The 23469-nt window shown below is 37.6% G+C and carries 20 protein-coding genes and 1 pseudogene; 10 read left to right on the forward strand and 11 right to left on the reverse strand.

Features of this window, described 5'->3' with window-relative positions; genetic code table 11:
• Positions 1–2: 2 nt before the first annotated feature.
• Positions 3–455 (reverse strand): annotated as a pseudogene (locus DJ533_RS13260) (transcriptional regulator).
• Positions 456–882: 427 nt separating this feature from the next.
• Between DJ533_RS13260 and DJ533_RS13265 the strand changes: the two are divergent.
• From DJ533_RS13265 to DJ533_RS13275, 3 genes are all read left to right on the forward strand, one after another.
• Positions 883–2856 carry an esterase/lipase family protein gene (locus DJ533_RS13265; protein ID WP_065994599.1) on the forward strand — a complete coding sequence of 658 codons (1974 nt, stop codon included), beginning with the start codon at positions 883–885 and terminating at the stop codon, positions 2854–2856.
• Positions 2857–3110: 254 nt separating this feature from the next.
• Entirely contained in the window at positions 3111–3821 is a 711-nt protein-coding gene (locus tag DJ533_RS13270; protein WP_407647697.1) for a sulfite exporter TauE/SafE family protein, read from the forward strand.
• Between the two features lie 133 nt (positions 3822–3954).
• On the forward strand, positions 3955–4302 hold the full coding sequence (locus tag DJ533_RS13275) for a hypothetical protein (protein ID WP_065994601.1): 348 nt from the start codon (positions 3955–3957) through the stop codon (positions 4300–4302).
• A gap of 90 nt (positions 4303–4392) precedes the next feature.
• On the opposite strand, the gene DJ533_RS13280 is transcribed toward DJ533_RS13275, so the two are convergent.
• Positions 4393–4944 carry a 1-acyl-sn-glycerol-3-phosphate acyltransferase gene (locus tag DJ533_RS13280; protein WP_081406120.1) on the reverse strand — a complete coding sequence of 184 codons (552 nt, stop codon included), beginning with the start codon at positions 4942–4944 and terminating at the stop codon, positions 4393–4395.
• Positions 4945–5363: 419 nt separating this feature from the next.
• Here DJ533_RS13280 and DJ533_RS13285 point away from each other — a divergent pair, with 419 nt between their 5' ends.
• Entirely contained in the window at positions 5364–5858 is a 495-nt protein-coding gene (locus DJ533_RS13285) for a copper resistance protein NlpE (RefSeq protein WP_065994603.1), read from the forward strand.
• An 84-nt stretch (positions 5859–5942) separates the two neighbouring features.
• Here DJ533_RS13285 and DJ533_RS13290 read toward each other — a convergent pair whose 3' ends face one another.
• The gene (locus DJ533_RS13290) at positions 5943–7547 is read right to left on the reverse strand and encodes an isocitrate lyase (RefSeq protein ID WP_065994604.1); all 1605 of its coding nucleotides are present in this window, start codon (positions 7545–7547) and stop codon (positions 5943–5945) included.
• Positions 7548–8169: 622 nt separating this feature from the next.
• Between DJ533_RS13290 and DJ533_RS13295 the strand changes: the two genes are divergently transcribed.
• Together DJ533_RS13295 and DJ533_RS13300 are read left to right on the forward strand one after the other, a co-directional pair.
• Positions 8170–9159: a LysR family transcriptional regulator gene (locus DJ533_RS13295; RefSeq protein WP_065994605.1), complete on the forward strand. Its 990-nt coding sequence runs from the start codon at positions 8170–8172 to the stop codon at positions 9157–9159.
• Positions 9160–9284: 125 nt separating this feature from the next.
• Complete coding sequence (locus DJ533_RS13300) at positions 9285–10616, forward strand: hemolysin family protein (protein WP_065994606.1); 1332 nt, start codon at positions 9285–9287, stop codon at positions 10614–10616.
• Between the two features lie 92 nt (positions 10617–10708).
• Here the strand turns inward: DJ533_RS13300 and DJ533_RS13305 are convergent, their stop codons facing one another.
• Both DJ533_RS13305 and DJ533_RS13310 read right to left on the reverse strand, forming a co-directional pair.
• Positions 10709–11212: a hypothetical protein gene (locus DJ533_RS13305; protein ID WP_065994607.1), complete on the reverse strand. Its 504-nt coding sequence runs from the start codon at positions 11210–11212 to the stop codon at positions 10709–10711.
• 160 nt (positions 11213–11372) lie between these two features.
• Positions 11373–12365 carry an NAD(P)H-quinone oxidoreductase gene (locus DJ533_RS13310; protein ID WP_065994608.1) on the reverse strand — a complete coding sequence of 331 codons (993 nt, stop codon included), beginning with the start codon at positions 12363–12365 and terminating at the stop codon, positions 11373–11375.
• Between the two features lie 123 nt (positions 12366–12488).
• Here DJ533_RS13310 and DJ533_RS13315 point away from each other — a divergent pair, with 123 nt between their 5' ends.
• Positions 12489–12944 carry an N-acetyltransferase gene (locus DJ533_RS13315; protein WP_065994609.1) on the forward strand — a complete coding sequence of 152 codons (456 nt, stop codon included), beginning with the start codon at positions 12489–12491 and terminating at the stop codon, positions 12942–12944.
• Positions 12945–12982: 38 nt separating this feature from the next.
• Entirely contained in the window at positions 12983–13312 is a 330-nt protein-coding gene (locus DJ533_RS13320) for a thioredoxin family protein (protein ID WP_065994610.1), read from the forward strand.
• 165 nt (positions 13313–13477) lie between these two features.
• Here the strand turns inward: DJ533_RS13320 and rnk are convergent, their stop codons facing one another.
• Together rnk and glyA are read right to left on the reverse strand one after the other, a co-directional pair.
• Positions 13478–13882, reverse strand: a complete 405-nt coding sequence (gene rnk / locus DJ533_RS13325; protein ID WP_065994611.1) for a nucleoside diphosphate kinase regulator — start codon at positions 13880–13882, stop codon at positions 13478–13480.
• A 162-nt stretch (positions 13883–14044) separates the two neighbouring features.
• The gene (glyA, locus tag DJ533_RS13330; RefSeq protein WP_065994612.1) at positions 14045–15298 is read right to left on the reverse strand and encodes a serine hydroxymethyltransferase; all 1254 of its coding nucleotides are present in this window, start codon (positions 15296–15298) and stop codon (positions 14045–14047) included.
• Between the two features lie 414 nt (positions 15299–15712).
• Between glyA and DJ533_RS13335 the strand changes: the two genes are divergently transcribed.
• On the forward strand, positions 15713–16717 hold the full coding sequence (locus DJ533_RS13335; protein ID WP_065994613.1) for a hypothetical protein: 1005 nt from the start codon (positions 15713–15715) through the stop codon (positions 16715–16717).
• Positions 16718–16761: 44 nt separating this feature from the next.
• On the opposite strand, the gene dld is transcribed toward DJ533_RS13335, so the two are convergent.
• From dld to lldP, 4 genes are all read right to left on the reverse strand, one after another.
• Positions 16762–18453, reverse strand: coding sequence for a D-lactate dehydrogenase (dld, locus tag DJ533_RS13340; protein ID WP_065994614.1), 1692 nt, complete (start codon positions 18451–18453; stop codon positions 16762–16764).
• Between the two features lie 233 nt (positions 18454–18686).
• Positions 18687–19841 carry an FMN-dependent L-lactate dehydrogenase LldD gene (gene lldD, locus DJ533_RS13345; RefSeq protein ID WP_065994615.1) on the reverse strand — a complete coding sequence of 385 codons (1155 nt, stop codon included), beginning with the start codon at positions 19839–19841 and terminating at the stop codon, positions 18687–18689.
• 3 nt (positions 19842–19844) lie between these two features.
• On the reverse strand, positions 19845–20588 hold the full coding sequence (gene lldR / locus DJ533_RS13350; protein WP_065994616.1) for a transcriptional regulator LldR: 744 nt from the start codon (positions 20586–20588) through the stop codon (positions 19845–19847).
• 34 nt (positions 20589–20622) lie between these two features.
• The gene (gene lldP, locus DJ533_RS13355; protein ID WP_065994617.1) at positions 20623–22287 is read right to left on the reverse strand and encodes an L-lactate permease; all 1665 of its coding nucleotides are present in this window, start codon (positions 22285–22287) and stop codon (positions 20623–20625) included.
• A gap of 438 nt (positions 22288–22725) precedes the next feature.
• Between lldP and DJ533_RS13360 the strand changes: the two genes are divergently transcribed.
• Complete coding sequence (locus DJ533_RS13360; RefSeq protein WP_065994618.1) at positions 22726–23427, forward strand: 3'-5' exonuclease; 702 nt, start codon at positions 22726–22728, stop codon at positions 23425–23427.
• Positions 23428–23469: the final 42 nt, after the last annotated feature.

Below are 23469 nucleotides of genomic sequence, written 5' to 3' on the forward strand. Positions count from 1 at the left end.
CCTCATGTTTCTTTATTTGGTAAAATCGGCGGCATCACTACATCCATCAACTCTAAATGCCCTTTGCCCCCCATTTGAGTGCGATAAATTGTGCTGAAATCAGTCAAAGTTCACTGCTCACACCTTGCACTAACCTGACTTGTAAAATCTTTTGCTCATCCAAGTGGATAGGTAATGAGTGAATCACTTGTGTTAAAAATGTTTTTGTAAATCAAATAATTGGTTACACAGTGTACTGTGTTTATGCTCGTACAATAACGTCACAGGTCTCCCCATCACTGCATTACGCAGATCTATTCAGCGATTAAATGTTTATCGATCATGTCAACACTGGCTTGCGAATGACTTTCATAATATTGATCTACACTTTTTTGATCTAGTACGAGCAACGTCACTTCAGGTACAGTTACAGGGACCCGCACTAACTTGGTTTTCGGCGCAGATTTATCTTTTATGTACTTGTTTAATATGTAAGCCTGCACGAACACTCAATAATTCAATGATGAATTTTTTAAGTGGATGCCTGTTGTTTTTTGCTGTTGAAGTATTCATCTGCATCTCCTTTGGTATTACAAAATTGAGTTTTTTAATACTTAGATAAATGCAGAAAGCATGCCAATTTTTCTTTGAGAAATAACAAGAAAATAGAGCTAAAACGCCTAGTTTTTGGGCAATATTTATTTTTATAGATTACATGCTAAATTGCAGTGCATTAAAAAGCTTACAATAAAAAATGATTTGCTCTATGCAATAGATTCTTCATAGCTTTCTAATCAATTATCCTCAAGCTAAAAAACATGCGCTTGATATAGCAATCCTATTCAGCAAACGCTATGCTTTTCGCTAATGGAGAGCAAATCATACAATCGTGAGTGACTACCAATGATTAATTTTCGTATTGTAAAACTCATGCAGTTGAGTTTACTCGGAACGTTCTGTATCAGTATTTTAAGTGGTTGTCAGCTCGTCAAAATCAAACAAAATCATTTACAATCTGCATTAAATGAAAAAACAGATCACATTTTAACCAAAAACAAACTCAGTGAAGCCACTCGCAGTTTTTTACTTTTACAAAATACTGAAGCAGATCAATGCCTAACCCAAATTGATCAGTGTATCGAACAGCTTGCAAAAAATGATATTTTAGATAAAGACCAGTTTTATTCTGCGGCAAGTGAACTATATTTAAATAAAGCCATTCAGTTACAAAAACAAAATCAATGCACAGGTATGTTGGCTTCAAGCCGTGGCAAAACTGCAACTGCCTCTCAAAATTGTCGTGATCTGCAACTCAGTTATTTTGATCAAAGTTTAAGATATAGCTATGTCTATTTATTTTTATCTTCACAAGCCCCTGAAACTAGACTATTCGATTTACGTCAGGGGCAAGTGCGTACTTTTTATAATGTTGCATTATCGCAATTAATGAGCAAAGCCTATGACCGTTTTGCCTATACTAAAATTCCTGAACAACTCATCTTGGGTTCATCTTTATATACGTTTGACTTAACTCATTATCCTGCCTTGCAAAATGCACAAGTAACCAAACTACAATCAAGTTATACTCTCAATTTTTCAGGCTTTTATAGTATTAACCGTCAAGAGGGTTTAGGCGCTGAGTTTGTCATTATCAAAGCCCCTAAAATAGGTGAAAATTATTCTTTTAAGAATGATTTTATTCTAGATCCTGAAGATACTTATAAAAACCAACCCAACCCCAATATTCATGAAGCACGTTACTTACCAGTGAGTACAGTTGCACAACCGACGCAAGCCAACAGCTCAGTCACTGATATTTTATCAGGCAAAGCAACTTTTAAAGTTGAGTTTTATGATCCTAATTTATACAAAACAGCACATGTACATCAGCATGACTATACCTTAACTGCTAATTACTCTGTGCCCTTTGGTTTATGGTTAGCAGAAAATAAACTCGGTTCAGCAGGTTATTGGACGCTGCTTAATCGTGAAGAAAAATTGCGAATGCCACATGTGTATCAATTAGAGCCTTATCAGCCCAATAAAAAAATCATTGTAATGATTCATGGCTTGGCAAGCAGTCCTGAAACCTGGATTTCTTTAACTAACAACATTATGGGCGACACAAAACTGCGTGAAAATTTTCAAGTTTGGCAAGTTTTTTACTCTACCAATATGCCCATTTTTGAAAGTCGCTATCAGATCCATGCCTTACTTAAACAAGCCTTTGCCCAAGTTCAACCCAACAGTCCATCTGCCAAAGATGCAGTGCTGATTGGGCATAGTATGGGCGGTGTAATTAGCCGTTTATTGATGAGTGATGCCGATATTTCTGAGCAAGCCATTCCCTATATGAATTATGAACAGCATATCCAGTTACAACGCAACCCAGTAATTCACAATCGTTTTATTTTTAAACCCTTAAAACCGATTAGTCGTGCTATTTTTATTGCTGCGCCCCATCATGGTACTGAGTTTGCAGACCGTTGGTTCACTAATATTGCGAAAAAGCTCGTAGTATTACCGACAACATTTTTAAATAATGTCAATATTCAAATTCCACATCAAAAAAGCTCATCTGCAGGTTTAGTGCGTTCAGGTCCTGCGGATTTAAGTCGTGATTCACGATTTATGCGCTTAACCACGAATATCATGCCTATTCCTTTGGTGCCTTATCACTCAATTATCGGCAATAAAACCCAAAGTCATGATCCAGAGGTGATGTCCGACGGAATCGTGCCTTATAGCAGTTCGCATTTAGCAGGTGCAATTTCAGAAAAAGTACTAAATGGTGGGCATTCTATTCATGAAAAACCTGAAGTGATTTTAGAGTTACGTCGGATTTTACAAACTCATTTACGCCAAACAACACCTTAAAGAGTTTTTTAAATGCATAAAAATTTAGACGTATAAAACTAATACAGTGTGTAATGCACCTATTATGCTAAAGCCTTTATGTAGATCACAGGTTTATTCAGATACAATGCAAAATTACTCATTTCAATTAAAATCCATAATCCCGTAAAATGGATAAGTTTTTGCAAGCTATCCATCCGCATGTATAAATCTCTCACTTTTTTATTTAAATCTTTACTTCTCGGATGTTGTTCTTGATTTGGTTAGTTTTCTGTATGGGCGCCATTATTGCCGGTTTTGTTCAAGGCTTAACAGGTTTTGCCTTTGCCCTAATCGCCATGTCTTTTTGGATTTGGGTATTACCTGTACAAATTGCCGCTCCCTTAGTGGTATTTGCTTCACTTTGGAGCCACTTCATCTCCTTAAGCAAAGAACAAAAGCATACCCTCCCCTTTTCTTTAGTGAAGCCTTATCTTATCGCAGGTTTAATAGGCGTACCTTTAGGCACTCTGCTGTTACATTATATTGACCAAAATCTTTTTAAAATGATCTTAGGTTTCTTTTTAATGTTGTGGTGTCCCACGATTTATTTTGCACCTGAGTTGCCTCATATCCAAAAAATGGGAAACATGGCAGACAGTAGTATCGGTTTTTTAGGGGGTATCTTAGGCGGGTTAGGTGGTTTTTGTGGTGCCTTGCCTTCTGCATGGGTGATGTTAAAACAACTGCCTAAACAACAACAACGCTATGTGCTGCGTCATTTTAATTTTGCCATTCAATTTTTTACCCTGCTCGTTTATATTGTACAGGGAACAATCAATACTAACCACCTACCTTATATCCTTGTGCTTATGATGAGTGTCAGTCTTCCTGCAATTTTAGGCGCACAATTATTTTATAAAATTTCTGAAATACAATTTAAACGTATCGTGCTGAGTTTATTATTTGCGTCTGGCGTATTTTTAAGCCTATCTGCATTAATATAAATATTTACTTACAGTTTAAAATAAACCATGCAATAAAAACATCATTAATGTGCTAATTTTTAATCAAATTTAACTATTTAATTCAAACCATTAGGCATATAATTTTGTTCCTCATTTTTATACAATTATTGTGATGAAATTCTCGTTTTTGTTCAGTTTTACTTTTATCTTAACAGGTTGCGCTCTTGGCACATCTAGCGAAATAAAATCAGCGGAAAAATTACTCAGTCAATTTGAGTGTAAAAATATAGAAAGCACAGAATTAGCACATAGTCCAATTACCTCTTATCATGAACGTGCTTTAGCCGTTAGTCGTGAAAAAGCAAGTGGTTATATTGATCGTTATAAATCAGGGGATGTACTTTTTAAGATTCCTTTAGACAATGTGATACAGCAGCAATACGATGTTTATAAGTCTGCTTGTGAATCTTTAGGGGGTATTCAGAGTGAAACAAGCGATGTTGAACTTCATCGAGAGTGAGAAAACTCATAAGCTTGATAACATCGTTTTGTAGATTACATATAAAAAGACAGGATTAAAACCTATCTTTTTAGTGGGAGCGTCATTAAATTATTTTTCAGAATAATACCGTGTATCAACACTAAAGAGTTCAGGAAATTTGGGATGAATTTGTGCATAAAAACCCATAATCTCAGCCATGTCCTTTTCATAATCACCTGAAGGATAGACGATCTTACCAATGCCTGTTTTTTTCTTAGCATAATCCATATAAGCCAATGCGATTGGTACACCTGCCTTCATAGCCACATGATAAAAACCTGTTTTCCACTTTTCTTGTTTTGCACGGGTTCCTTCAGGGGTCACCAACATGACCAACTTTGGATGTGTTCTAAATAAATCTGTCATCAACTCAACCATACTTGGACGAGCTTCTCCCCCGTTCTTAGGACGACGATCAATACCGATCCCCCCCATTGCACGTACAAAAGGACCAAAAGGTAATTTCATATAACTGTCTTTGATCGTAATACGCACATTGACACCTAATGCTTTCAGTGCCAAACGGGCATATAAAGCATCCCAGTTACTGGTATGTGGTGCAGCAATCATCACACATTGATCAATAGTTAAGTCCCAATGGTTATCAATCTGCCACCCCATTGCCTCAAGACTTTGTTCAGCTAATTTCTCGAACACAAACACACCAAATACAAAAAAATTTCTGAATTGTAGCAACACCTTAACTATAAAAAACCTAGTAGCAGATCACTTTATAGACAATTAAATTACACTTGTGAATAAATACTGAATCTAATGATTTTTCTACTACAATTTTCCCAAATATTTTCATTTTTTATGATTAGTTTTGCATATATAGATAATTTCCTAAAAAAATTATTCATACTTTTATTTGTAATAATTCATTTAAATGTGATTTATTTCTCAAAAATCTAAGCATATAAAAACCGACCAATACAAAATACTGCATTTGTTTACAGGAGTTCACTATTTTTAACTACAGTAGAGCCTATAACTTAATTAGGCTAATATAAATTGAATTTTTAACACTTGGTGAAAATATGAAAAAAACTCTTTTAATTCTTGCACTTTCTGGTTTTGCTTTAACAGCTTGTTCTAAACCGACTGAAAACGCTGCTGAAAAAGTTGAAAACACGCCTCAAATCCAACAATCACAAACTCAAGCTAGTGCACCAGCAACTACACCAGATACAACACACAACGCTAAAACCAGTTTAGACTGGGCGGGCAAATACAAAGGGTTATTTCCATGTGCTGACTGCGAAGGGATCGAAACTGAATTAAAACTGAATGCCGATAAAACTTATGAGTTAGAAGAAGAGTATAAAGGCGGTAAAGGCGAAGGTAAAAAGTTTGAATCTAAAGGTAGTTTTACTTTTGATAATACCGGTAGCATCATTACCCTAGATCAAGCTGCTGATAATCGTAAATTCTTTGTCGGTGAAAACTTTATTGAAGCGCGTGACCGTGATACAGGTGCAAAGATTGACAGTGCACTTGCTGAACATTATAAATTGAATAAAGAAAGTAATTAATTCAAAGCTTTTTAAATTTTTATGTATATTTATTAATAAAGAAACCCAGCTTTTGCTGGGTTTCTTTTTGAATCAAATCAATGCTTAGTGAGCAGAGAATTGGTTCATTGTGTTTTTAGCATCGTCATGCGCTTTAAGTGCATTGTCACCAGAGAAGATTTCTTTGTGATCATCACCGATGTCTGAACCCGCCATTGCTTGGTGTTTAACACAAGCGATACCTCCACGGATTTCTTTACGTTGTACGCCAGCAACATAAGCCAACATACCTTCAGAACCGAAGTAACCTTGTGCAAGCTCATGTGTAGAAAGCGCAGCAGTGTGGTAAGTCGGAAGTGTGATCAAGTGATGGAACACACCAGCTTCACGAGAAGCATCTGCTTGGAATGTACGTACTTTCTCATCAGCATCAGCAGCTAATTCAGTGTTATCGTACTCAGCGCTCATCAATTTAGCACGGTCATAGTTCGATACGTCTTTACCTTCAGCAACCCAACGGTCGTAAGCTTGTTGACGGAAGTTTAAAGTCCAGTTGAACGATGGAGAGTTGTTATAAACAAGTTTCGCATTTGGAACAACTTCTTTAACACGGTTCACCATGTGAGCGATTTCTTCAACGTTTGGCGTTGCAGTTTCGATCCAAAGAAGGTCAGCACCGTTTTGTAAGCTTGTTACACAGTCAAGTACTACACGGTCAATTTGCGTGTCAGCACGGAACTGATATAAACCAGAAGCTAAACGTTTAGGACGGTGTAATTTACCATCACGTTTGATCAAGATTTCGTCTTCTTGAGCGTCAGCGATGTCAATTTCAGTTGTGTCTAAGTAGCTGATGTATTGAGAAGCGATGTCGCCTGGCTCTTTAACCACTGGGATTTTTTGAGTCAAGTCAGCGCCTTCAGAGTCAGTACGCGCAACGATGATACCGTCATCAAGACCCATTTCTAAGAATGCATAACGTAATGCATGGATTTTAGCGATGAAGTCTTCGTGCGGAACAGTTACTTTACCAGCTTGGTGACCACATTGTTTCGCATCAGAAACTTGGTTTTCGATTTGTAGTGCACAAGCACCCGCTTCGATCATTTTCTTAGCAAGTAAGTAAGTTGCTTCTTCGTTACCAAAACCAGCATCGATGTCCGCAATGATTGGCACAACGTGAGTTTCAAAGTTGTCGATTTGTGCAGTGATTTCAGCAGCTTTTGCAGTATCACCAGCATCTTGTGCTTTTTTCAACGCACGGAATAAGTCGTTTAATTCTTTTGCGTCAGCTTGACGTAAGAAAGTGTAGATTTCTTCGATCAATGCAGGAACTGAAGTTTTTTCATGCATAGATTGGTCAGGAAGTGGACCGAATTCTGAACGAAGCGCAGCTACCATCCAACCTGAAAGGTAGATATAACGTTTGTTTGTAGTACCGAAGTATTTTTTGTTCGCAATCATTTTTTGTTGTGCGATGAAACCGTGCCAGCAACCTAATGATTGAGTGTATTTGCTAGAGTCAGCATCATACTCAGCCATATCACGACGCATAATCGCAGCTGTGTATTTCGCAATGTCTAAACCAGTTTTGAAACGGTTTTGCATTTGCATACGTGCAGCATCTTCAGGACTGATGTCTGCCCAAGTGTTGCCGAATTTTGCTTTTAATTCGCGGATTGCATCAATCGCTGTTTGGTATGTAGTCATGATTTTTTCCTGTCTTAATATTAGGATTTCATCCATCGAATCGCTAAATCTAGTCGCTATCTATTTGTTCAGATTTAGTACGCTTCGTTGTTATGGACTTAGCTTAGAGGGACTCTTCCAATTAATCCAATATTCTGCGTTAATTCTCAATATTTATTTAAAAAATATGTAGATCAAAGTCGTATTATAATTATATTACAAAATATTAATTTATTGTTTTATATAAAATTAAATAAAACTTATTGCTAATCATTTTGTGTAAAAATCACACATTAAAGCAATCATGCGCATATTAGACTTAAGTCTTGAATACGTACCAAACTGTATTTATTTTTATTTTTAGCTGTAATTTTTTGCCAATTTTGACATTTATAGGTTAATCCTCAGCTCATTTTCTATGCAATTTTAACTAAGTTTTACAGCTTAAACGCCTGTATTGAACATGCCTTTGGCATATTTTGACTCAATTCAGCAACATCAAGTTTTTTATATTTTTACAAAGTGAATTATTATAAGATTAGACTTTGTAAAATTGAGTTTTTTTATCCTGATTTAACACAAAGTCATTTGCTTGTGGCATAATCTCTCGTGATTTTAAAAATTTATTTTCGGTATTTTTTATATGAATCTTGAGCGGGTTGATCTCAATCTCTTAATTTACCTTGATGTGTTATTACGTGAAAAGAATGTTACCCGTGCAGCAGAACAATTGGGTGTGACTCAACCTGCGATGAGTAATATTTTGCGCCGCTTGCGTAATTTATTTAATGATCCTCTCTTGATTCGTTCATCCGAAGGGATGACGCCAACAGAACGTGCTTTAGAGTTACAACCCCGTATTCGGGATGCATTGTCTGATTTATCCATGATTTTGGAACCACGTACGGAGTTCCGTCCTTATACTTCAAACCGTGTTTTTCGTATCATGACTTCTGATTATGCTGAAGCGACTTTAGTCCCTCGTCTAGTCAAAGCATTACGTTCTGAAGCGCCAAATGTCGTTTTAGACTTTTTAACACCCAGTGATGTGTCCTATCGTGATATGGAACAAGGTAAGGTCGACTTAGCGATTAATCGTTTTAATGAAATTCCACAAAGCTTCCATCAGGTTTTGGTATGGCGTGACAGTTTTTCATGTTTACTGAATGGCAAGCACCCTGCTGCCAATAATCTAAACCTAAAAAGTTACTTAGATGCACAACATATTTGGGTATCGAAAACAGGGATGGGCGTTGGCTTTGGTGTAAATCCTGAAAAACAAGCTGGACTTGGGTGGATTGACCAAGCATTAGAACGTATTGGGCAAAAACGTAAAATTTCAGTATTTACTCGCCATTATCAAATGCCAGCACTTTTGGCATCAAATGTTGATTTAGTGGCGACTTTACCAACACGTATTGCTCGCTTACAAGCCAAAAGCCAAAATTTACTGATTAAAGACCCGCCTTTTTATATTCCAGAGTTTGAATTAAAAATGGCATGGTGTCCTTTACTGCATCATCATCCTGCGCATCGGTGGTTACGTCAGTTAATTTTGTATGTTGCACGTCAAATGATTGATGAGGAAAATCGTGAATTTCTCATGAATAATTCACAATTTTCACATTATTAATGATCTAGTTTTATAAGATTTAACATTTTCAGATTATACTAAGCACTCAAGAGCCCAATTTAATATTCTCTTGAGTGCTTTTGTGTTAAAAATATTCATAATAATCAAGATCCACAGGTGGATTCGTGAGCCTTTTTCAAAATATCGTCATTATGGCACTCCTTATTATAGGTGCTGGATTTTTATCTTTAACTGAAATCGCCCTTGCTGGCGCACGCAAAGTTAAATTAAAAATACTCGCAGAAACTGGAGATGACCGGGCACAAAAGGTTCTTGATTTACAAGAAAATTCAGCAGATTTTTTTGCAGCTTCTCAAATTGGTCTAAATGCAGTTGCGATTTTAGGCGGTATATTGGGTGAAGGTGCTTTTCGTCCTTATTTCTTGAGTTTAGTTTCAGGTTTTTATACAGGACCATGGGCAGATACCATTAGCTTTTCACTGTCTTTTACTTTAGTCACGTCATTATTCATCTTATTTGCTGACTTAATGCCGAAACGTTTGGCAATGATCGCACCTGAGAAAATCGCAGTCGCCGTCATTAACCCGATTCAAATTTTTATCATCGTGTGTAAACCTTTGGCTTGGTTTATTAACATGATCGCCAATTTGTTATTTCGACTATTTAAAGTCAATACGACGCGTGATGACAATATTACTTTTGATGATATTTCTGCAGTCATGGATGCAGGTGCGCAAGCAGGTGTTCTACAAAAACAAGAACATCATTTTATTGAAAATGTGTTTGAACTTGAAGAAAGAAATGTTCCTTCTAGTATGACCACACGAGAAAATGTAGTATTTTTCACATTAAAAGAATCAGAAGAAAGTATTCGTCAAAAACTTGCAGAGTATCCCTATTCAAAGTTTTTAGTATGTAATAATAATATCGATGATGTAATTGGTTATGTCGACTCTAAAGATATTTTAGTGCGTATTTTAAATAATCAGTCTTTGTTACAACTCAATGAAAATACCATCCGTAATGTCCTTACCATTCCTGATACTTTGACGCTGTCTGAGTTGCTTGATCGTTTTCGCTCAACCAAAGAAAAATTCGCAGTGGTCATCAATGAGTATGCACTTGTAGTGGGCGTGATTACGCTTTCAGACATTATGATTACGGTGATGGGAGACTGGGTTACCCCGATCGAAGAGGAACAGCAAATCATTAAACGTGATAATAATTCTTGGTTGATTGACGGGAGTACGCCGATTGAGGATTTAAAGCATGCGCTGGCACTTGATGAAATGCCTGAAGAAGAAAACTATGAAACCTTAGCTGGCTTTATGATGTATAAGCTACGTAAAATTCCTCGTCCTGCCGATACTGTCATCTTTGATGCCTATAAATTTGAAGTAGTAGACGTAGACCATTTTAAAATCGACCAATTATTGGTCACACGTTTACTTGAAAGAAGTGAGCCAGAAACTGACCAAAGTGAAGCCACTGAATAACATCAAAATAAAAGAAGCTCTAAATTTAGAGCTTCTTAAACAATTATTGTTCAGCGATTTTAATCTTATTTTTAAAACACCTGTTTAAGTAATCAATGGCGTTGAATCAAAGTATCTAAAACTGCTTGATAATGAATCATAATATCTTCATCTAAAATTTTGAAAGCACTATCAAACTGCACCATCGGCCAACCTTCTTTCCAAAATGGAAAAATATTATGTAAATCATGGGTTACCGTTGCATCTTCACGCAAAATGGCTTGTGCGACTTGCGCTAAAACCTGCGCTGTTTCAGCCCCATCGATGGCAAGATAATCAATCCCTTTGGCTTTCAAAATGCGAATACGATCTTTTTTATAACGAATTTTTTTAGCTTGCGCTTCATTTAAATGCAACGCCAAGGTGGCTGCTTCCACAAACTTTTCTTCAAAACTGTCATGCAATGCTATTAAAGCTTGTTTATGTGATTCTTGACGCCCTGCTTTTCCGCCTTCACGAATGATTTTTTTTGCTTCGACATTTAATTCGTCAGATTTCATTGACTGTAAAATATCTAAAATTTCAATATCGCTTAACGATGCAGAAGAATCTGTCATGGGAGTCCTAAAATACAAAAAATTTGAAGGGTTATTTTCGCATAATTTTAAAATTAAATCAGAGTTAAAATTTGAGAATTATACAGATGTTGTACTACATCTTATTTCAGACCTCTATTCGTGTAGGGAAAATTCTCCCCTACACGAAACAGATTTAATTTTAAAGCACTTCCACTACAACCTTACCGATATGTTCACCTGTATCCATGATTGCATGTGCTTCTTGAATTTGATCAAATTTAAAAGTGCGATAAATCATCGGCAGACATTCTCCTTTCGCCCAAAGCGGAGCAACATTTTCCATCAAACCTTGCGCAATTGCTGCCTTTTCAGCAGTATTACGCGCACGCATGGTAGAACCTGTAATGGTCAAACGCTTCATCATAATTTGACCCAACTTCACTTCTTTGGCTTTGGCACCGCCTAAAAATGCAATATAAACCAAACGACCATCACGGCGTAATAGATTCAGGTTTTTCTCTAAATATGGCGCACCGACCATATCTAAAATCACATCAACACCACCATTTTCTGTTTTTTCATTAATCACTTGCTCAAAATCTTGGGTTTTGTAATTAATCGCATCGGTCAAATCGGCAATCGCTTGCACTTTTTCATCTGAACCTACTGTTGCAAAACTTTTTAATCCCAAAGACTTACACAACATCAGTGCAGTCGTACCAATCCCACTTGCCCCACCATGTACCAATACTGTTTCACCTGCTTTGGCATTGCCCATTTGGAACACGTTTGCCCATACGGTAAAAAAGGTTTCTGGAATGGCTGCTGCTTGTACAAAGCTCACACCTTGTGGAATCGCAATCGTCTGACTTTCAGGCACAACGCAATATTCAGCATAACCACCACCATTGGTTAGACCACAGACTTTATCCCCCACGTGAAACTGAGTGACGTCACTGCCCACTGCAACAACCTCACCTGCCACCTCCAAACCGGGTACAGGTGTTACCCCTTTCGGCATCGGATATAAACCTTGACGCTGTAAAATGTCTGGACGATTAATTCCAAAAGCATGCACTTTCACTAAGACTTGGTCTGCTTGTGCTGTTGGCACTGTAACTGTTGCATACGCCAGTTTATCTACACCACCAGGTTCAGTAATAATAATCTGTTGCATTGTTGCTTGTGACATCCTCTATTCCTATTTCATTCATTACTTTAATTTGCTCTATTTGAACATAAAGCTGCTTCAGTTTGAATAACAGTGGACTTATGTATAATCCACTTATCATTCAGTTTATTGATGTTTAATTCTATGCATTTGATTAGAGCTGCACATGCCGATGATATAACGCAAATGCTTAAAATTTGGCTAGACGCATCCACCCAAGCCCATCATTTTATTCCTGCATATTTTTGGCAAGCCCAGTTGTGCAATATGCGTGATATTTATCTCCCAATGGCTGAAAACCATGTCATTGAGCAAAATGGTCTAGTGACGGGCTTTGTCTCTCTGTTAAAAGAAGTACATTATTTGGCAGCACTGTTTGTCGCACCTGAATCGCAGGCACAAGGTTTAGGCTCTCAACTTTTACAATTTTTGCAAAAGCAATCTACCGAGTTGAATTTACAAGTTTATACTGCAAATACAAATGCGGTACAGTTTTATCAAAAACATGCTTTTCAAATCGTGAGGGAGTCTATGGATGTACATACTGAACAACCACAATTTGATATGTATTGGTCTGTTCACTCTCTATCCAATCAATAGGCAAGAAATAATCAATATAAATGAAGGAAAGTTTTAACATGTCACTCATTACCGAATATTCAGAAAATAACTTTCAAGAGTTTGAATGGTTTGAAGGAGTCGCAGTGATCCGTTTTTATGCCGACTGGTGTGCACCTTGTCTACAAAATTTTCCTATTTTTGAACAGTTCGCGGCTCAATTTTCTGAGTCCAATCCTGAGATTAAGTTTGGTAAAGTGAATATCGACCAATCGCCTATTTTGACATTACGTTATAACGTCTATGGTTTACCCTCTACTTTGATTTTTAGAAATGGGGAAATTATAAAACGAATAGCAGGAGTAAAGTCCTTGTCTGAATATTCAACTATTCTAAAGGTTTACCTATAAAATCATTTTCTTATTACTTTAATTTTTCAGGACTTAAAATATCAATTTTTATTTTTTAATGACAACTACTTGCAAAATGAATATAACTTTCAATGTATAAACTTAGATTAGTATAGTCGAACTGCTAAAAAAATATAAAGCCATCTCAAGGATGGCTTTAAATACTTAAAGGAAATTCCCTTCACGCTCAGGTTGATAAAGGACTTTTTCAATTTTAACTTTCATCGTATGGCCATCAGGCTGTGGCCACTCGATTTCTTGCCCTTCAGCCAATCCAATGATTGCAGCGCCAATCGGTGCAAGGATATTCACTTGACCTTTATCACCCTTAAAGTCATGTGGATACACCAAGGTAATTTCTGTTGCTTCTGTTGCAGGCGCAATCGTAATCAACACCTTCGCATTCATCGTTACAATATTTGCAGGAATGTCTTGTGGCGCAACCACATCTGCACGTGCTAACTCATCTTCTAAATGCTCCATTGTAGGGGTTAATTTAGATTGATGTTCAAGCATCGTTTCTAAACGATGTAAATCTTGTTCAGTAATAATAATTTTTGGTTGAGCCATCTACTTCACTTCCTTAAATTTAAATGTGATGAAAGAGCAACAGCAATAAAAAATGAATTTCTCATACCCACTTATAACAGAAAATATCATAATTGGATAATCGACTAACTTTTTCAAAGTTATAAAAAAAGCCTCCTTGAGGAGGCTCTCTCAAGTCAATGCTTATTTTGCATAAACAGGGAATTTGGCACATACCGCTTCAACTTTCGCTTTCACTGCATTGATAACTGCTTCGTCACCTTTTGCATCTAAAATGTCAGCGATCCAACCAGCAAGGTCACGAACTTCTGCTTCACCAAAACCACGTGTAGTTACAGCAGGTGTACCAATACGAATACCAGAAGTCACAAATGGAGAACGTGGGTCATTTGGTACAGAGTTTTTGTTTACTGTAATATGAGCAGCACCTAACCAGGCATCGGCATCTTTACCCGTAATGTCTTGTTTAATCAAAGACAATAAGAATAAATGGTTTTCAGTACCACCAGACACCACATCATAACCACGCGCGATGAGTACTTCAGCCATTGCTTTCGCATTCACAACCACTTGCTTTTGGTATTCTTTATATTCAGGTGCCATTGCTTCTTTAAAGCAAATTGCTTTTGCAGCAACTGCATGAACTAAAGGACCACCTTGGTTACCTGGGAATACAGCAGATTGAAGTTTTTTCTCGATTTCTTCATTTGCTTTTGCAAGAATTAAACCAGAACGTGGACCACGTAAAGTTTTATGTGTTGTCGTTGTAGTTACGTCAGCGATTTGTACTGGACTTGGATAAACACCTGCAGCCACTAAACCTGCAACGTGTGCCATATCAACAAATAAATATGCACCGACTTTGTCCGCAATTTCACGGAAACGTTGCCAATCTACGATTTGGCTGTATGCAGAGAAACCTGCCACGATCATACGTGGTTTATGCTCTTCTGCTAAACGCTCAACTTCTTCATAGTCAATTTCACCAGTTTCAGGATTTAAACCATACTGAATAGCATTATATGTTTTACCAGAGAAACTTACTTTTGCACCATGCGTCAAGTGACCACCGTGAGCAAGACTCATACCTAATACTGTATCACCAGGATTAAGAAGCGCTAAGTAGACTGCTGAGTTTGCTTGTGAACCTGCATGTGGTTGAACGTTTGCATAGTCAGCACCGAATAATTCTTTAGCACGATCAATTGCCAATTGTTCGATCACGTCTACATATTCACAACCACCATAATAGCGTTTGCCTGGGTAGCCTTCTGCATATTTATTTGTAAGTTTTGAGCCTTGTGCTTCCATTACTGCTGGTGAGCAATAGTTTTCAGAAGCGATTAATTCAATATGCGCTTCTTGGCGAGCATCTTCATTCGAGATTGCTTGCGCTAATTCAGGATCAAATTCAGCAATAGAGATATTGGCAAACATTAGCGAGGTCCTATGAAATGTAGGGCTTTTAAGCCGTGCTAAGATTGGCACATATTGTAGCATGAACTTTTTAAAGATTGAGAGTGAACTTTACTGAGTTTGTCATAAAATTATCTTAAGTTTGCAACAAAACTGTTTTATTTGAGGTCAAATTAACAGTTTGGATTTAAAAGCCAAGTATTTAAAAAATTGCAAACGAAAAGAAAAACTCTCTTTAAAATTGCCATTATGTTTTTCTTCAAAAATGTTTTGATTATTCTCTTAAAGTAAAATGAATGGAAATTAAATTTATTTAACAACTTTTTAAAATAATTAAAAATAAATGTGTAAGCAATTGCGTTTTGTTAAATTTTAAATAATATACAACTGAGTAAATTAAACTCATCAACTAAAATTTATAAATTGAGAATATATATGAAAATAAAAGCACTTTCTTTTGCAGTTTTATCTTCAATCATGCTAGCCGCTTGTGGTGGTTCCAACTCTGATGATTCCTCAAACAACACTACAGGAAATGGGCAAACAGGTGGTAATACTTCAGTAAGTAATGGTCAATGGACATCTTATGATTTTTATACAAATCAAAAAGATGGTTATTTTATTGATAAAGAAGTTTTAACACTTAAAGATGGTAAAGCTTACTCTAAAGAAACCAGTACAGATCCTTCATATCATTCGTATAAAGGGCTGACTGTAACGATCGATGGTCTTTATGATGAAGTTAATGCCCCTCTCGATACAGAACTGGGACATTACTCAGGTACCGTTCAAGCATCTAATACACAATGGACTTTAAACCCTTACTCAAGTATTGGTTCTAAAGGTTTGCAATATACAACAAAATATACAACTTTAAATTTGAGTGGTAAAAATCTTTTAGAGGCAATATCTCCCTCTGCTTACTACGCAATTACTCAAAATTTAACAGATAAGTTTCCAGTTCAACATGATTTGTTAGATTTATACACCACTATTTCTAAAGTCAAGTTTCCTGAAGGCTCAAGTTGTTTACAATTAAAAGAGTTCTCAAATACTCAAGAATATTTAGATTTAGATGCTGATTTAAATAATAAAGAACAGCAAAACACATTGGCTCAAAGCTGGCTTTCATTGAAAAATGATAAAACAGCAACCTTACGAAACTTTAAGGATACGACTGCTTACTTAAAAGCAGACACATTCTCAAATGAGTCGTATGGCTATGCCTTATATAAAAACAACTATTATTCAGCATTCTTAACACAGAAAGGTGTTGAGTTTAATATGGATGAGTCCTTGAAAGATTATGAAGATGATCTAAAAAATGGTACACCTGAAGAAAAATTGCGAGCAACTTATCTTTTAGCAGCTGCAAAAAATGTATGTCATTTATATAATGAAAAAGCAGCACAAACGATTGCTTCTACAGTTAAATTCTAATTTATATTTATAAGGGACTTTTGAGTCCCTTTTTTTCAGTAACTTTATTTCCAATATTTTAATTTACTGGTTTGCCCAATGCCTACATTAAAACGATTGGTCGGATCTAACTTTTGATAATGATTTTTTAATGCAGGTTTCGCCACATATAAATGCCCAACATTATGCTCCGCAGGATATTCCGCACCACGATCATCCAGTAAATGCCACATTTCATGTTCCATCGCTAAAGGATCAACGCCTTTTTGCACAATATAGTCCTGATGAAACACATGACACAGAAAATGTCCGTAATACAATTTATGAATGATTTTTTCATCCATTGCTTTAGGTAAGGTTTCCGCCCATTCACGATCATTACGGCGTAACGCAATATCAAGCGCGACTATATCTTCCACTTCCGAACGATGTGTATCACGATAGCGAATCGCAGCACCTGCCACCGCAAAACGATGTAAAAATGCCTTACGCCCCTCTTCTTCTGTACAATGAAAATAATTGCCTGAAGATTTATCTGAAAAATACGTTTTTAAATATTGCTCAACATGATCAACATCTTGATTTTCAATTCTAATCATCAAATGATGTTCATAGAGATCACGAAATTCATTCATCCGTTTTGGCAAATGATTTGGCAAAATTTTAGTGACTATCTGCAAAACTTTATCAGATAACCCACGTAAACCGACTTTTTCCAAATAACCATCGACTTTGTCTTTCATAGCGAATGCGGCAGGCACTTTTGCCGTACCGAATTTCTCAATAAACATGAAACTGTCTTTGCCATATTCCGCACCAATATCATAGGCGACACGATGAATATACTCGCCTGCGATCGGCAAATGTGGCAAATCTTTCAGTAAAAAACGGCGAATTTCGGTTAAATCATCCTGTGAGTTTGTACCCACATAAAATACCTGACTTGGAATCTTTTCAAAGGTGTCCAGACGCACCGCAAATACACAGACTTTACCTGCCGAACCTGATGCTTCAAATAAACGTGATGGGTCTGCATTGAAACGTGCAGGGGTATTTTCATCGACCTGTTTTACATCATATGAATAACGCTGATCGGAAGCACAGCAACTTGAATCGTTAATAATGTCATTGCTTTGATAATTTTTGTTTTCTAACGCAGTTAAAATCTGTTCAGGTGTTTCACCCAGATTCACACCCAAATGATTCACTAACTCTAATTCACCTGAATCATTGACTCGTGCATATAAGGCTAATTCTGTATAAGCAGGACCACGGCGCACCAATGCACCACCAGAGTTATTACATACACCGCCAAGTACTGATGCACCTATACACGATGAACCAATCACTGAATGTGGCTCACGATTAAACGGTGCTAAATCTTTTTCAAGTTTATCCAGTGTTGCGCCGGGTAAGCAAATCACTTGTTTACCCTCATTAATGACCTGAATACCCACCAATCTTCGGGTACTGATCAAAACCACAGGACGGTCATAGTCATCCCCAAATGGTGTTGAGCCACCAGTCAAACCTGTATTTGCAGCCTGCATGATCACAATACAATCTGCATTCACCGTTGCCTGTAACACTTGCCATTGCTCAAGCAAAGTCCCCGGAACCACCACAGCCAATACTTGCCCCGAACCATAGCGGCGACCTTGGCGGTATAGGCGTGTGTCGTTATCACTCGTCAGAACATGTTGTTGACCCACGATGTTGATGAGGTTTTGGATAGTTTGTGATGATTGAGTGTGCATTTTATACTGTCTTCCATTTTTAATATTCCCTCTCCTCTCAGGAGAGGGTTAGGGAGAGGTGCTTTTTAAGAGAAGCACTGCTTTCAAATTCAGCGCAAGTAAGGATTAGGGAGAGGTGCTTTTCAATTAACCCCTCATCCCAACCTTCTCCCAAAGGGAGAAGGAGTATTACTATTTGAATCAAATAACCTTTCCCACTTTTATAAAAGGGAGAGATTCACTAGCAAAAATAATTACCCCACCAACTCTTTCTCTAACTTCACCAAACAATCCTCAGTAATATCTGCAATTGTTTTCGCACCTGTTAGCGTCATAGCTACACGCATTTCTTTATCAATCAAATCCAATAAATTAGAAACACCAGCACCACCTGCCGCACCTAAAGCATAGACAAATGCACGTCCTAGCATACACGTATCCGCACCTAGAGCCAGCATTCGTACCACATCCAAACCATTACGAATACCTGAATCCGCTAAGATTTTAATATCACCTTTGACCGCATCAGCAATCGGAGGAAGCGCACGCGCAGACGATAAAACACCATCCAGCTGACGACCACCATGATTCGATACCACGATACCATCTGCACCAAAACGTACTGCATCTTTAGCATCTTCAGGGTCAAGAATTCCTTTGATCACCATTGGACCATCCCAGAACTCACGGATCCACTCAAGGTCTTTCCATGAAATAGATGGATCGAAGTTATTACCGAGCCAACCAATATAATCTTCTAAACCCGTTGGTTTACCGAGGTATTTTGAAATATTACCCAAGTCATGTGGACGCCCCAGCAAGCCTACATTCCATGCCCAATGCAGATGAAAACAAGATTGTATATAGCGACGCATTGCTGCATTTGGACCACTCATCCCAGAGTGTGCATCACGATAACGTGCGCCTGGAACGGGCATATCGACAGTGAAAACTAGTGTCGAACAGCCTGCCGCCTTAGCACGTTCCAAGGCATTTTTCATAAAACCACGGTCACGTAGTACATATAACTGAAACCACATTGGACGATTAATTGCAGGGGTAACTTCTTCAATTGGACAAACAGATACAGTCGATAAAGTAAATGGAATGCCCTTTTTATCTGCTGCAACTGCTGCTTGCACTTCACCACGACGAGCATACATTCCCGTCAAACCTACAGGCGACAATGCCACAGGCATCGACAAAGTTTCATCAAACAGTTTAGTTTCTAAACTGAGTTGCGACATGTCATTTAAAACACGCTGCCTAAGTGCGATTTTTGATAAATCTTCTACATTTCGCTTAAGCGTATATTCTGCATATGCTCCTCCATCAATATAATGAAATAAAAATGGCGGTAAACGACGTCGTGCAGCTTCACGATAGTCATTTGCAGAAGAAATAATCATGCTCTAGATCCTATTTAATCGGCTTGCACGATGTCGACGAGCTTCTTCTTCATCAATCATGCGCACTTGCTGAACTACAAATTCTATATGTCCACAGACTGCTTTTCGTGCAGCATCTGGGTCTTTTCGCTCAATTGCATCCATCACTTGAAAGTGTTGTTCGTACAATTGATCATAACGTTTGGCTTCGGTATACACTTTACGCCGTCCCAAAACCACGTTGTATTGCAACAAATCAAACAGCCCACGCATCATTTGAATCAACACCAAATTATGCGAAGCTTCAGCAATCGCTAAATGAAATTTAGCATCTGCAATCGCAGCTTGATCATCATCGCCCATAGACTGAAAATGACTAATTTGATCAAAGCATTGGCGAATATTTTCCAAATCCTCCGCCGTTGCGCGTTGCGCTGCATGCCATGCTGTCCCACCTTCCAGAATCATTCGTGCTTCTTGCACATCAAAACGATAGGCAGGGTCTTCATCGATCAGATTGCTTAATGGCTCAACGATTTGATATGTTGACCAATTACTGGGCAATTGTTGCAAAAACGTTCCCGCTCCAACTTTGCTGACCAGCATGCCCGTACTGCTCAGTTGTGAAATCGCCTCTCTCAAAGAAGAGCGGGAAACTCCGAGTTGTTCACACAACTTCCGTTCAGCAGGTAAACGATCTCCAACTTGCATGTGATTTTCTTCAATCAACATCCGTAAGCTTTGTACCACTTTGTCGGAGATTTTCATCTGCTATCCTCAAATTATTACGTCATTGCATCTGCTATGGAATCATCCACGGAAACACATAGGCTTGTAGCGTAATGATAATACCAATCATCACGGTAAAGGTAATACTGTGTTTGACCGTAAAACGGAACAAATCTGATTCTTTACCCACCAAGCCAACAGCTGCACATGCAATTGCAATCGACTGCGGAGAAATCATTTTCCCTGTGACACCGCCACTGGTATTGGCTGCAACAAGTAAAACTTCAGGTACACCAATTTGTTGTGCTGTGGTCGCCTGCAATGCAGAGAACAATGCATTTGCCGATGTATCTGAACCTGTCAGGAACACGCCCAACCATCCCAAAAATGGTGAGAAGAAGGTAAATGCCTGACCTGTATGCGCAAGTGCAAGTGCAAGCGTTGCAGACATACCTGAATAGTTGGCAATAAAAGCAAAAGCCAACACCATCCCAATTGAATAAATTGGAATTTTCAGTTCATTCACTGTTTCAGCAAAAGTCACTACAGCATCTTTCGGCTTCATTTTTAAATAAATAATGGTAATAATTGCGGCGATAAAAATCGCTGTTCCTGTTGCAGACAACCAGTCAAATTTATAAATTGCTTCATAATCTTTTACATCAGCAACCACAGGTGGCATTTTCTGAACCAATTCATGCAAATACGGCACTTTGATTGAAATCACCCAATCTGCCAACGCACCATCTTTTGCAAATAGAGCTTTAAATGGTTGAATACTCCAAATCGTTACCATCACCGTCAAGATCGCAAAAGGCGACCATGCTTTAGCAATTTGACCAATTGTGTATTTTCGCTGTCTTTGTGCAGCTAGGTTTTCATCGATGCTACTGTCTTGATCTGCAAAACGGAAAATGTGTTTAGGCTGCCAATATTTTAATAAAATGGTGAGTGACACCAGTGATGCAATCGCAGCCGTAATATCAGGCAGTTCTGGTCCAACAAAGTTAGAGGTTAAGTATTGTGCCAATGCAAAAGAACCGCCACCAACTAAAACTGCTGGCCATGTTTCTTTCATGCCACGCCAGCCATCCATAATGGCCATGATCCAAAATAAAACGATGATCACCATAAATGGCAACTGACGACCCACCATCTGACTGATTTCCATAGTATCTACACCAGAAACCTGTCCAGCGACAATAATGGGAATCCCCATTGCCCCAAAAGCAACAGGCGCTGTATTTACAATCAAACATAAACCAGCAGCATATAAGGGTTTAAAACCTAGCCCCACTAAAAGTGCAGCAGTAATTGCCACAGGCGCACCAAAACCTGCCGCACCTTCAAGGAAAGTACCAAATGCAAAACCAACCAAGAGCATTTGTAAACGTTGGTCTTCAGTAATTGATAAAATCGAAGAACGAATAATATCGAACTGCCCTGTTTTTACAGAGATTTTATAAAGAAATACCGCACCGATGATGATCCAAGCAATCGGCCATAAACCATACAGAAAACCATATGCCATCGAAGCAAATGCCATCATGCTGGGCATTTGATAAGCAAATAAAGACACCAAAAGTGCCAGTACAACCGTAATTGTCCCTGCAACACTGCCCTTCATACGAAATACAGCCAGAGCAAGGAAGAAAAATATAATTGGAATTAGGGCAATTAAACTGGAAATCCAGATATTGCCCATTGGATCATAAATCTGTTGCCATTGTTGAAGCATTGTCCTCTCCTTGAAATGCTTTCAGGGATCACTTTCTCATATCAACCAATTCAATTAATTCTTAAATTGGTCATACCAATAATGAAATAAATTAAAAAATTATACCTCCAAGCGCAGCAATATTAAATTTTAGAACCTAAATTAGCAATAATTAATTTAAAGACACACTTATTGGTCATACCAATTTAAGTTTATTTTTGAGCATTGATTGTCATTTTTACTCAGCAATATTTTTATATAAATTTTTTAAATAGTTGATTTTTCTTGTATTGAAAAATCTAAATCTCGACTTATTAGACTTTGGTCTTAATTTAATCTTGAAAAGTTATTTCCACATAATTTTTAAATCTTTTAAAGCATGATGAATAATTATATGTGTCACAAAGAAAATCCAAGTGTTAAAGTAAGCACATTCTTTTTTAAAATTTGGAAGAGGTCATGCAAGCCATTATTCTCGATACAGAAACCCATACTTTAAATGGATTACCCATTGAGATTGCGTATGCGCCTATCCAAATCGAACAGGGCAAGTTAAGCCTAGAACGTGAACAAATTTTTGATCAACTTTATAGTATTGGCGATGAGAAAATTTCCTATGCCTCTATGGCAGTTCATCATATTTTAGAATCTGATTTGGTTGGGCAACCTAATTTTTCAACATTTACTTTGCCGACTGAAACCAGCTATATTATTGGTCATAATATTGATTATGATATTCAAACCATCCAAAAATGTGGTGTAGATACGACAAATATCAAAGCGATTTGTACGCTTGCATTGGCTCGCCTAGTTTGGCCAACTGCCGAAGCACATAATATTTCTGCATTGATTTATCAAATCAGCAAAGGCAGTGAAAAAGCCCGAAACATGCTTAAAGGTGCTCACCGTGCAGATGCTGATATTATTTTAACTGCTAATATTTTGATGCATATCATTCACCATTTAAATATTCAAACTATAGAAGAACTTTTTGCAGCCTCAGAAGATGCACGTATTCCACGTAGCATTAATTTTGGCAAACATCGTGGCACAGCCATTTCAGCGCTGCCTGCGGACTATGTAAAATGGTTATTAAAGCAAGATGATTTAGACCCATATCTAAGAAAAGCATTAGAAAATAGCGCGATTATTACTTTATAAATAACGCTATTTGTCATCAAAATGACACCAGAATGTCATTTT

The sequence above is a fragment of the Acinetobacter defluvii genome (genome assembly GCF_001704615.3).
Lineage (GTDB): Bacteria > Pseudomonadota > Gammaproteobacteria > Pseudomonadales > Moraxellaceae > Acinetobacter > Acinetobacter defluvii.

What these genes read in the sequence shown, in the direction of transcription:
- DJ533_RS13315 (WP_065994609.1), top strand. Translation starts at nt 12,489, where the DNA reads ATGCATTTGATTAGAGCTGCACATGCCGATGATATAACGCAAATGCTT.
- DJ533_RS13320 (WP_065994610.1), top strand. Translation starts at nt 12,983, where the DNA reads ATGTCACTCATTACCGAATATTCAGAAAATAACTTTCAAGAGTTTGAA.
- DJ533_RS13305 (WP_065994607.1), bottom strand. Translation starts at nt 11,212, where the DNA reads ATGACAGATTCTTCTGCATCGTTAAGCGATATTGAAATTTTAGATATT.
- DJ533_RS13310 (WP_065994608.1), bottom strand. Translation starts at nt 12,365, where the DNA reads ATGTCACAAGCAACAATGCAACAGATTATTATTACTGAACCTGGTGGT.
- lldP (WP_065994617.1), bottom strand. Translation starts at nt 22,287, where the DNA reads ATGCTTCAACAATGGCAACAGATTTATGATCCAATGGGCAATATCTGG.
- DJ533_RS13270 (WP_407647697.1), top strand. Translation starts at nt 3,111, where the DNA reads ATGGGCGCCATTATTGCCGGTTTTGTTCAAGGCTTAACAGGTTTTGCC.
- DJ533_RS13295 (WP_065994605.1), top strand. Translation starts at nt 8,170, where the DNA reads ATGAATCTTGAGCGGGTTGATCTCAATCTCTTAATTTACCTTGATGTG.
- dld (WP_065994614.1), bottom strand. Translation starts at nt 18,453, where the DNA reads ATGCACACTCAATCATCACAAACTATCCAAAACCTCATCAACATCGTG.
- DJ533_RS13290 (WP_065994604.1), bottom strand. Translation starts at nt 7,547, where the DNA reads ATGACTACATACCAAACAGCGATTGATGCAATCCGCGAATTAAAAGCA.
- lldD (WP_065994615.1), bottom strand. Translation starts at nt 19,841, where the DNA reads ATGATTATTTCTTCTGCAAATGACTATCGTGAAGCTGCACGACGTCGT.
- rnk (WP_065994611.1), bottom strand. Translation starts at nt 13,882, where the DNA reads ATGGCTCAACCAAAAATTATTATTACTGAACAAGATTTACATCGTTTA.
- DJ533_RS13285 (WP_065994603.1), top strand. Translation starts at nt 5,364, where the DNA reads ATGAAAAAAACTCTTTTAATTCTTGCACTTTCTGGTTTTGCTTTAACA.
- lldR (WP_065994616.1), bottom strand. Translation starts at nt 20,588, where the DNA reads ATGAAAATCTCCGACAAAGTGGTACAAAGCTTACGGATGTTGATTGAA.
- DJ533_RS13360 (WP_065994618.1), top strand. Translation starts at nt 22,726, where the DNA reads ATGCAAGCCATTATTCTCGATACAGAAACCCATACTTTAAATGGATTA.
- DJ533_RS13275 (WP_065994601.1), top strand. Translation starts at nt 3,955, where the DNA reads ATGAAATTCTCGTTTTTGTTCAGTTTTACTTTTATCTTAACAGGTTGC.
- DJ533_RS13335 (WP_065994613.1), top strand. Translation starts at nt 15,713, where the DNA reads ATGAAAATAAAAGCACTTTCTTTTGCAGTTTTATCTTCAATCATGCTA.
- DJ533_RS13280 (WP_081406120.1), bottom strand. Translation starts at nt 4,944, where the DNA reads ATGGGGTGGCAGATTGATAACCATTGGGACTTAACTATTGATCAATGT.
- DJ533_RS13265 (WP_065994599.1), top strand. Translation starts at nt 883, where the DNA reads ATGATTAATTTTCGTATTGTAAAACTCATGCAGTTGAGTTTACTCGGA.
- glyA (WP_065994612.1), bottom strand. Translation starts at nt 15,298, where the DNA reads ATGTTTGCCAATATCTCTATTGCTGAATTTGATCCTGAATTAGCGCAA.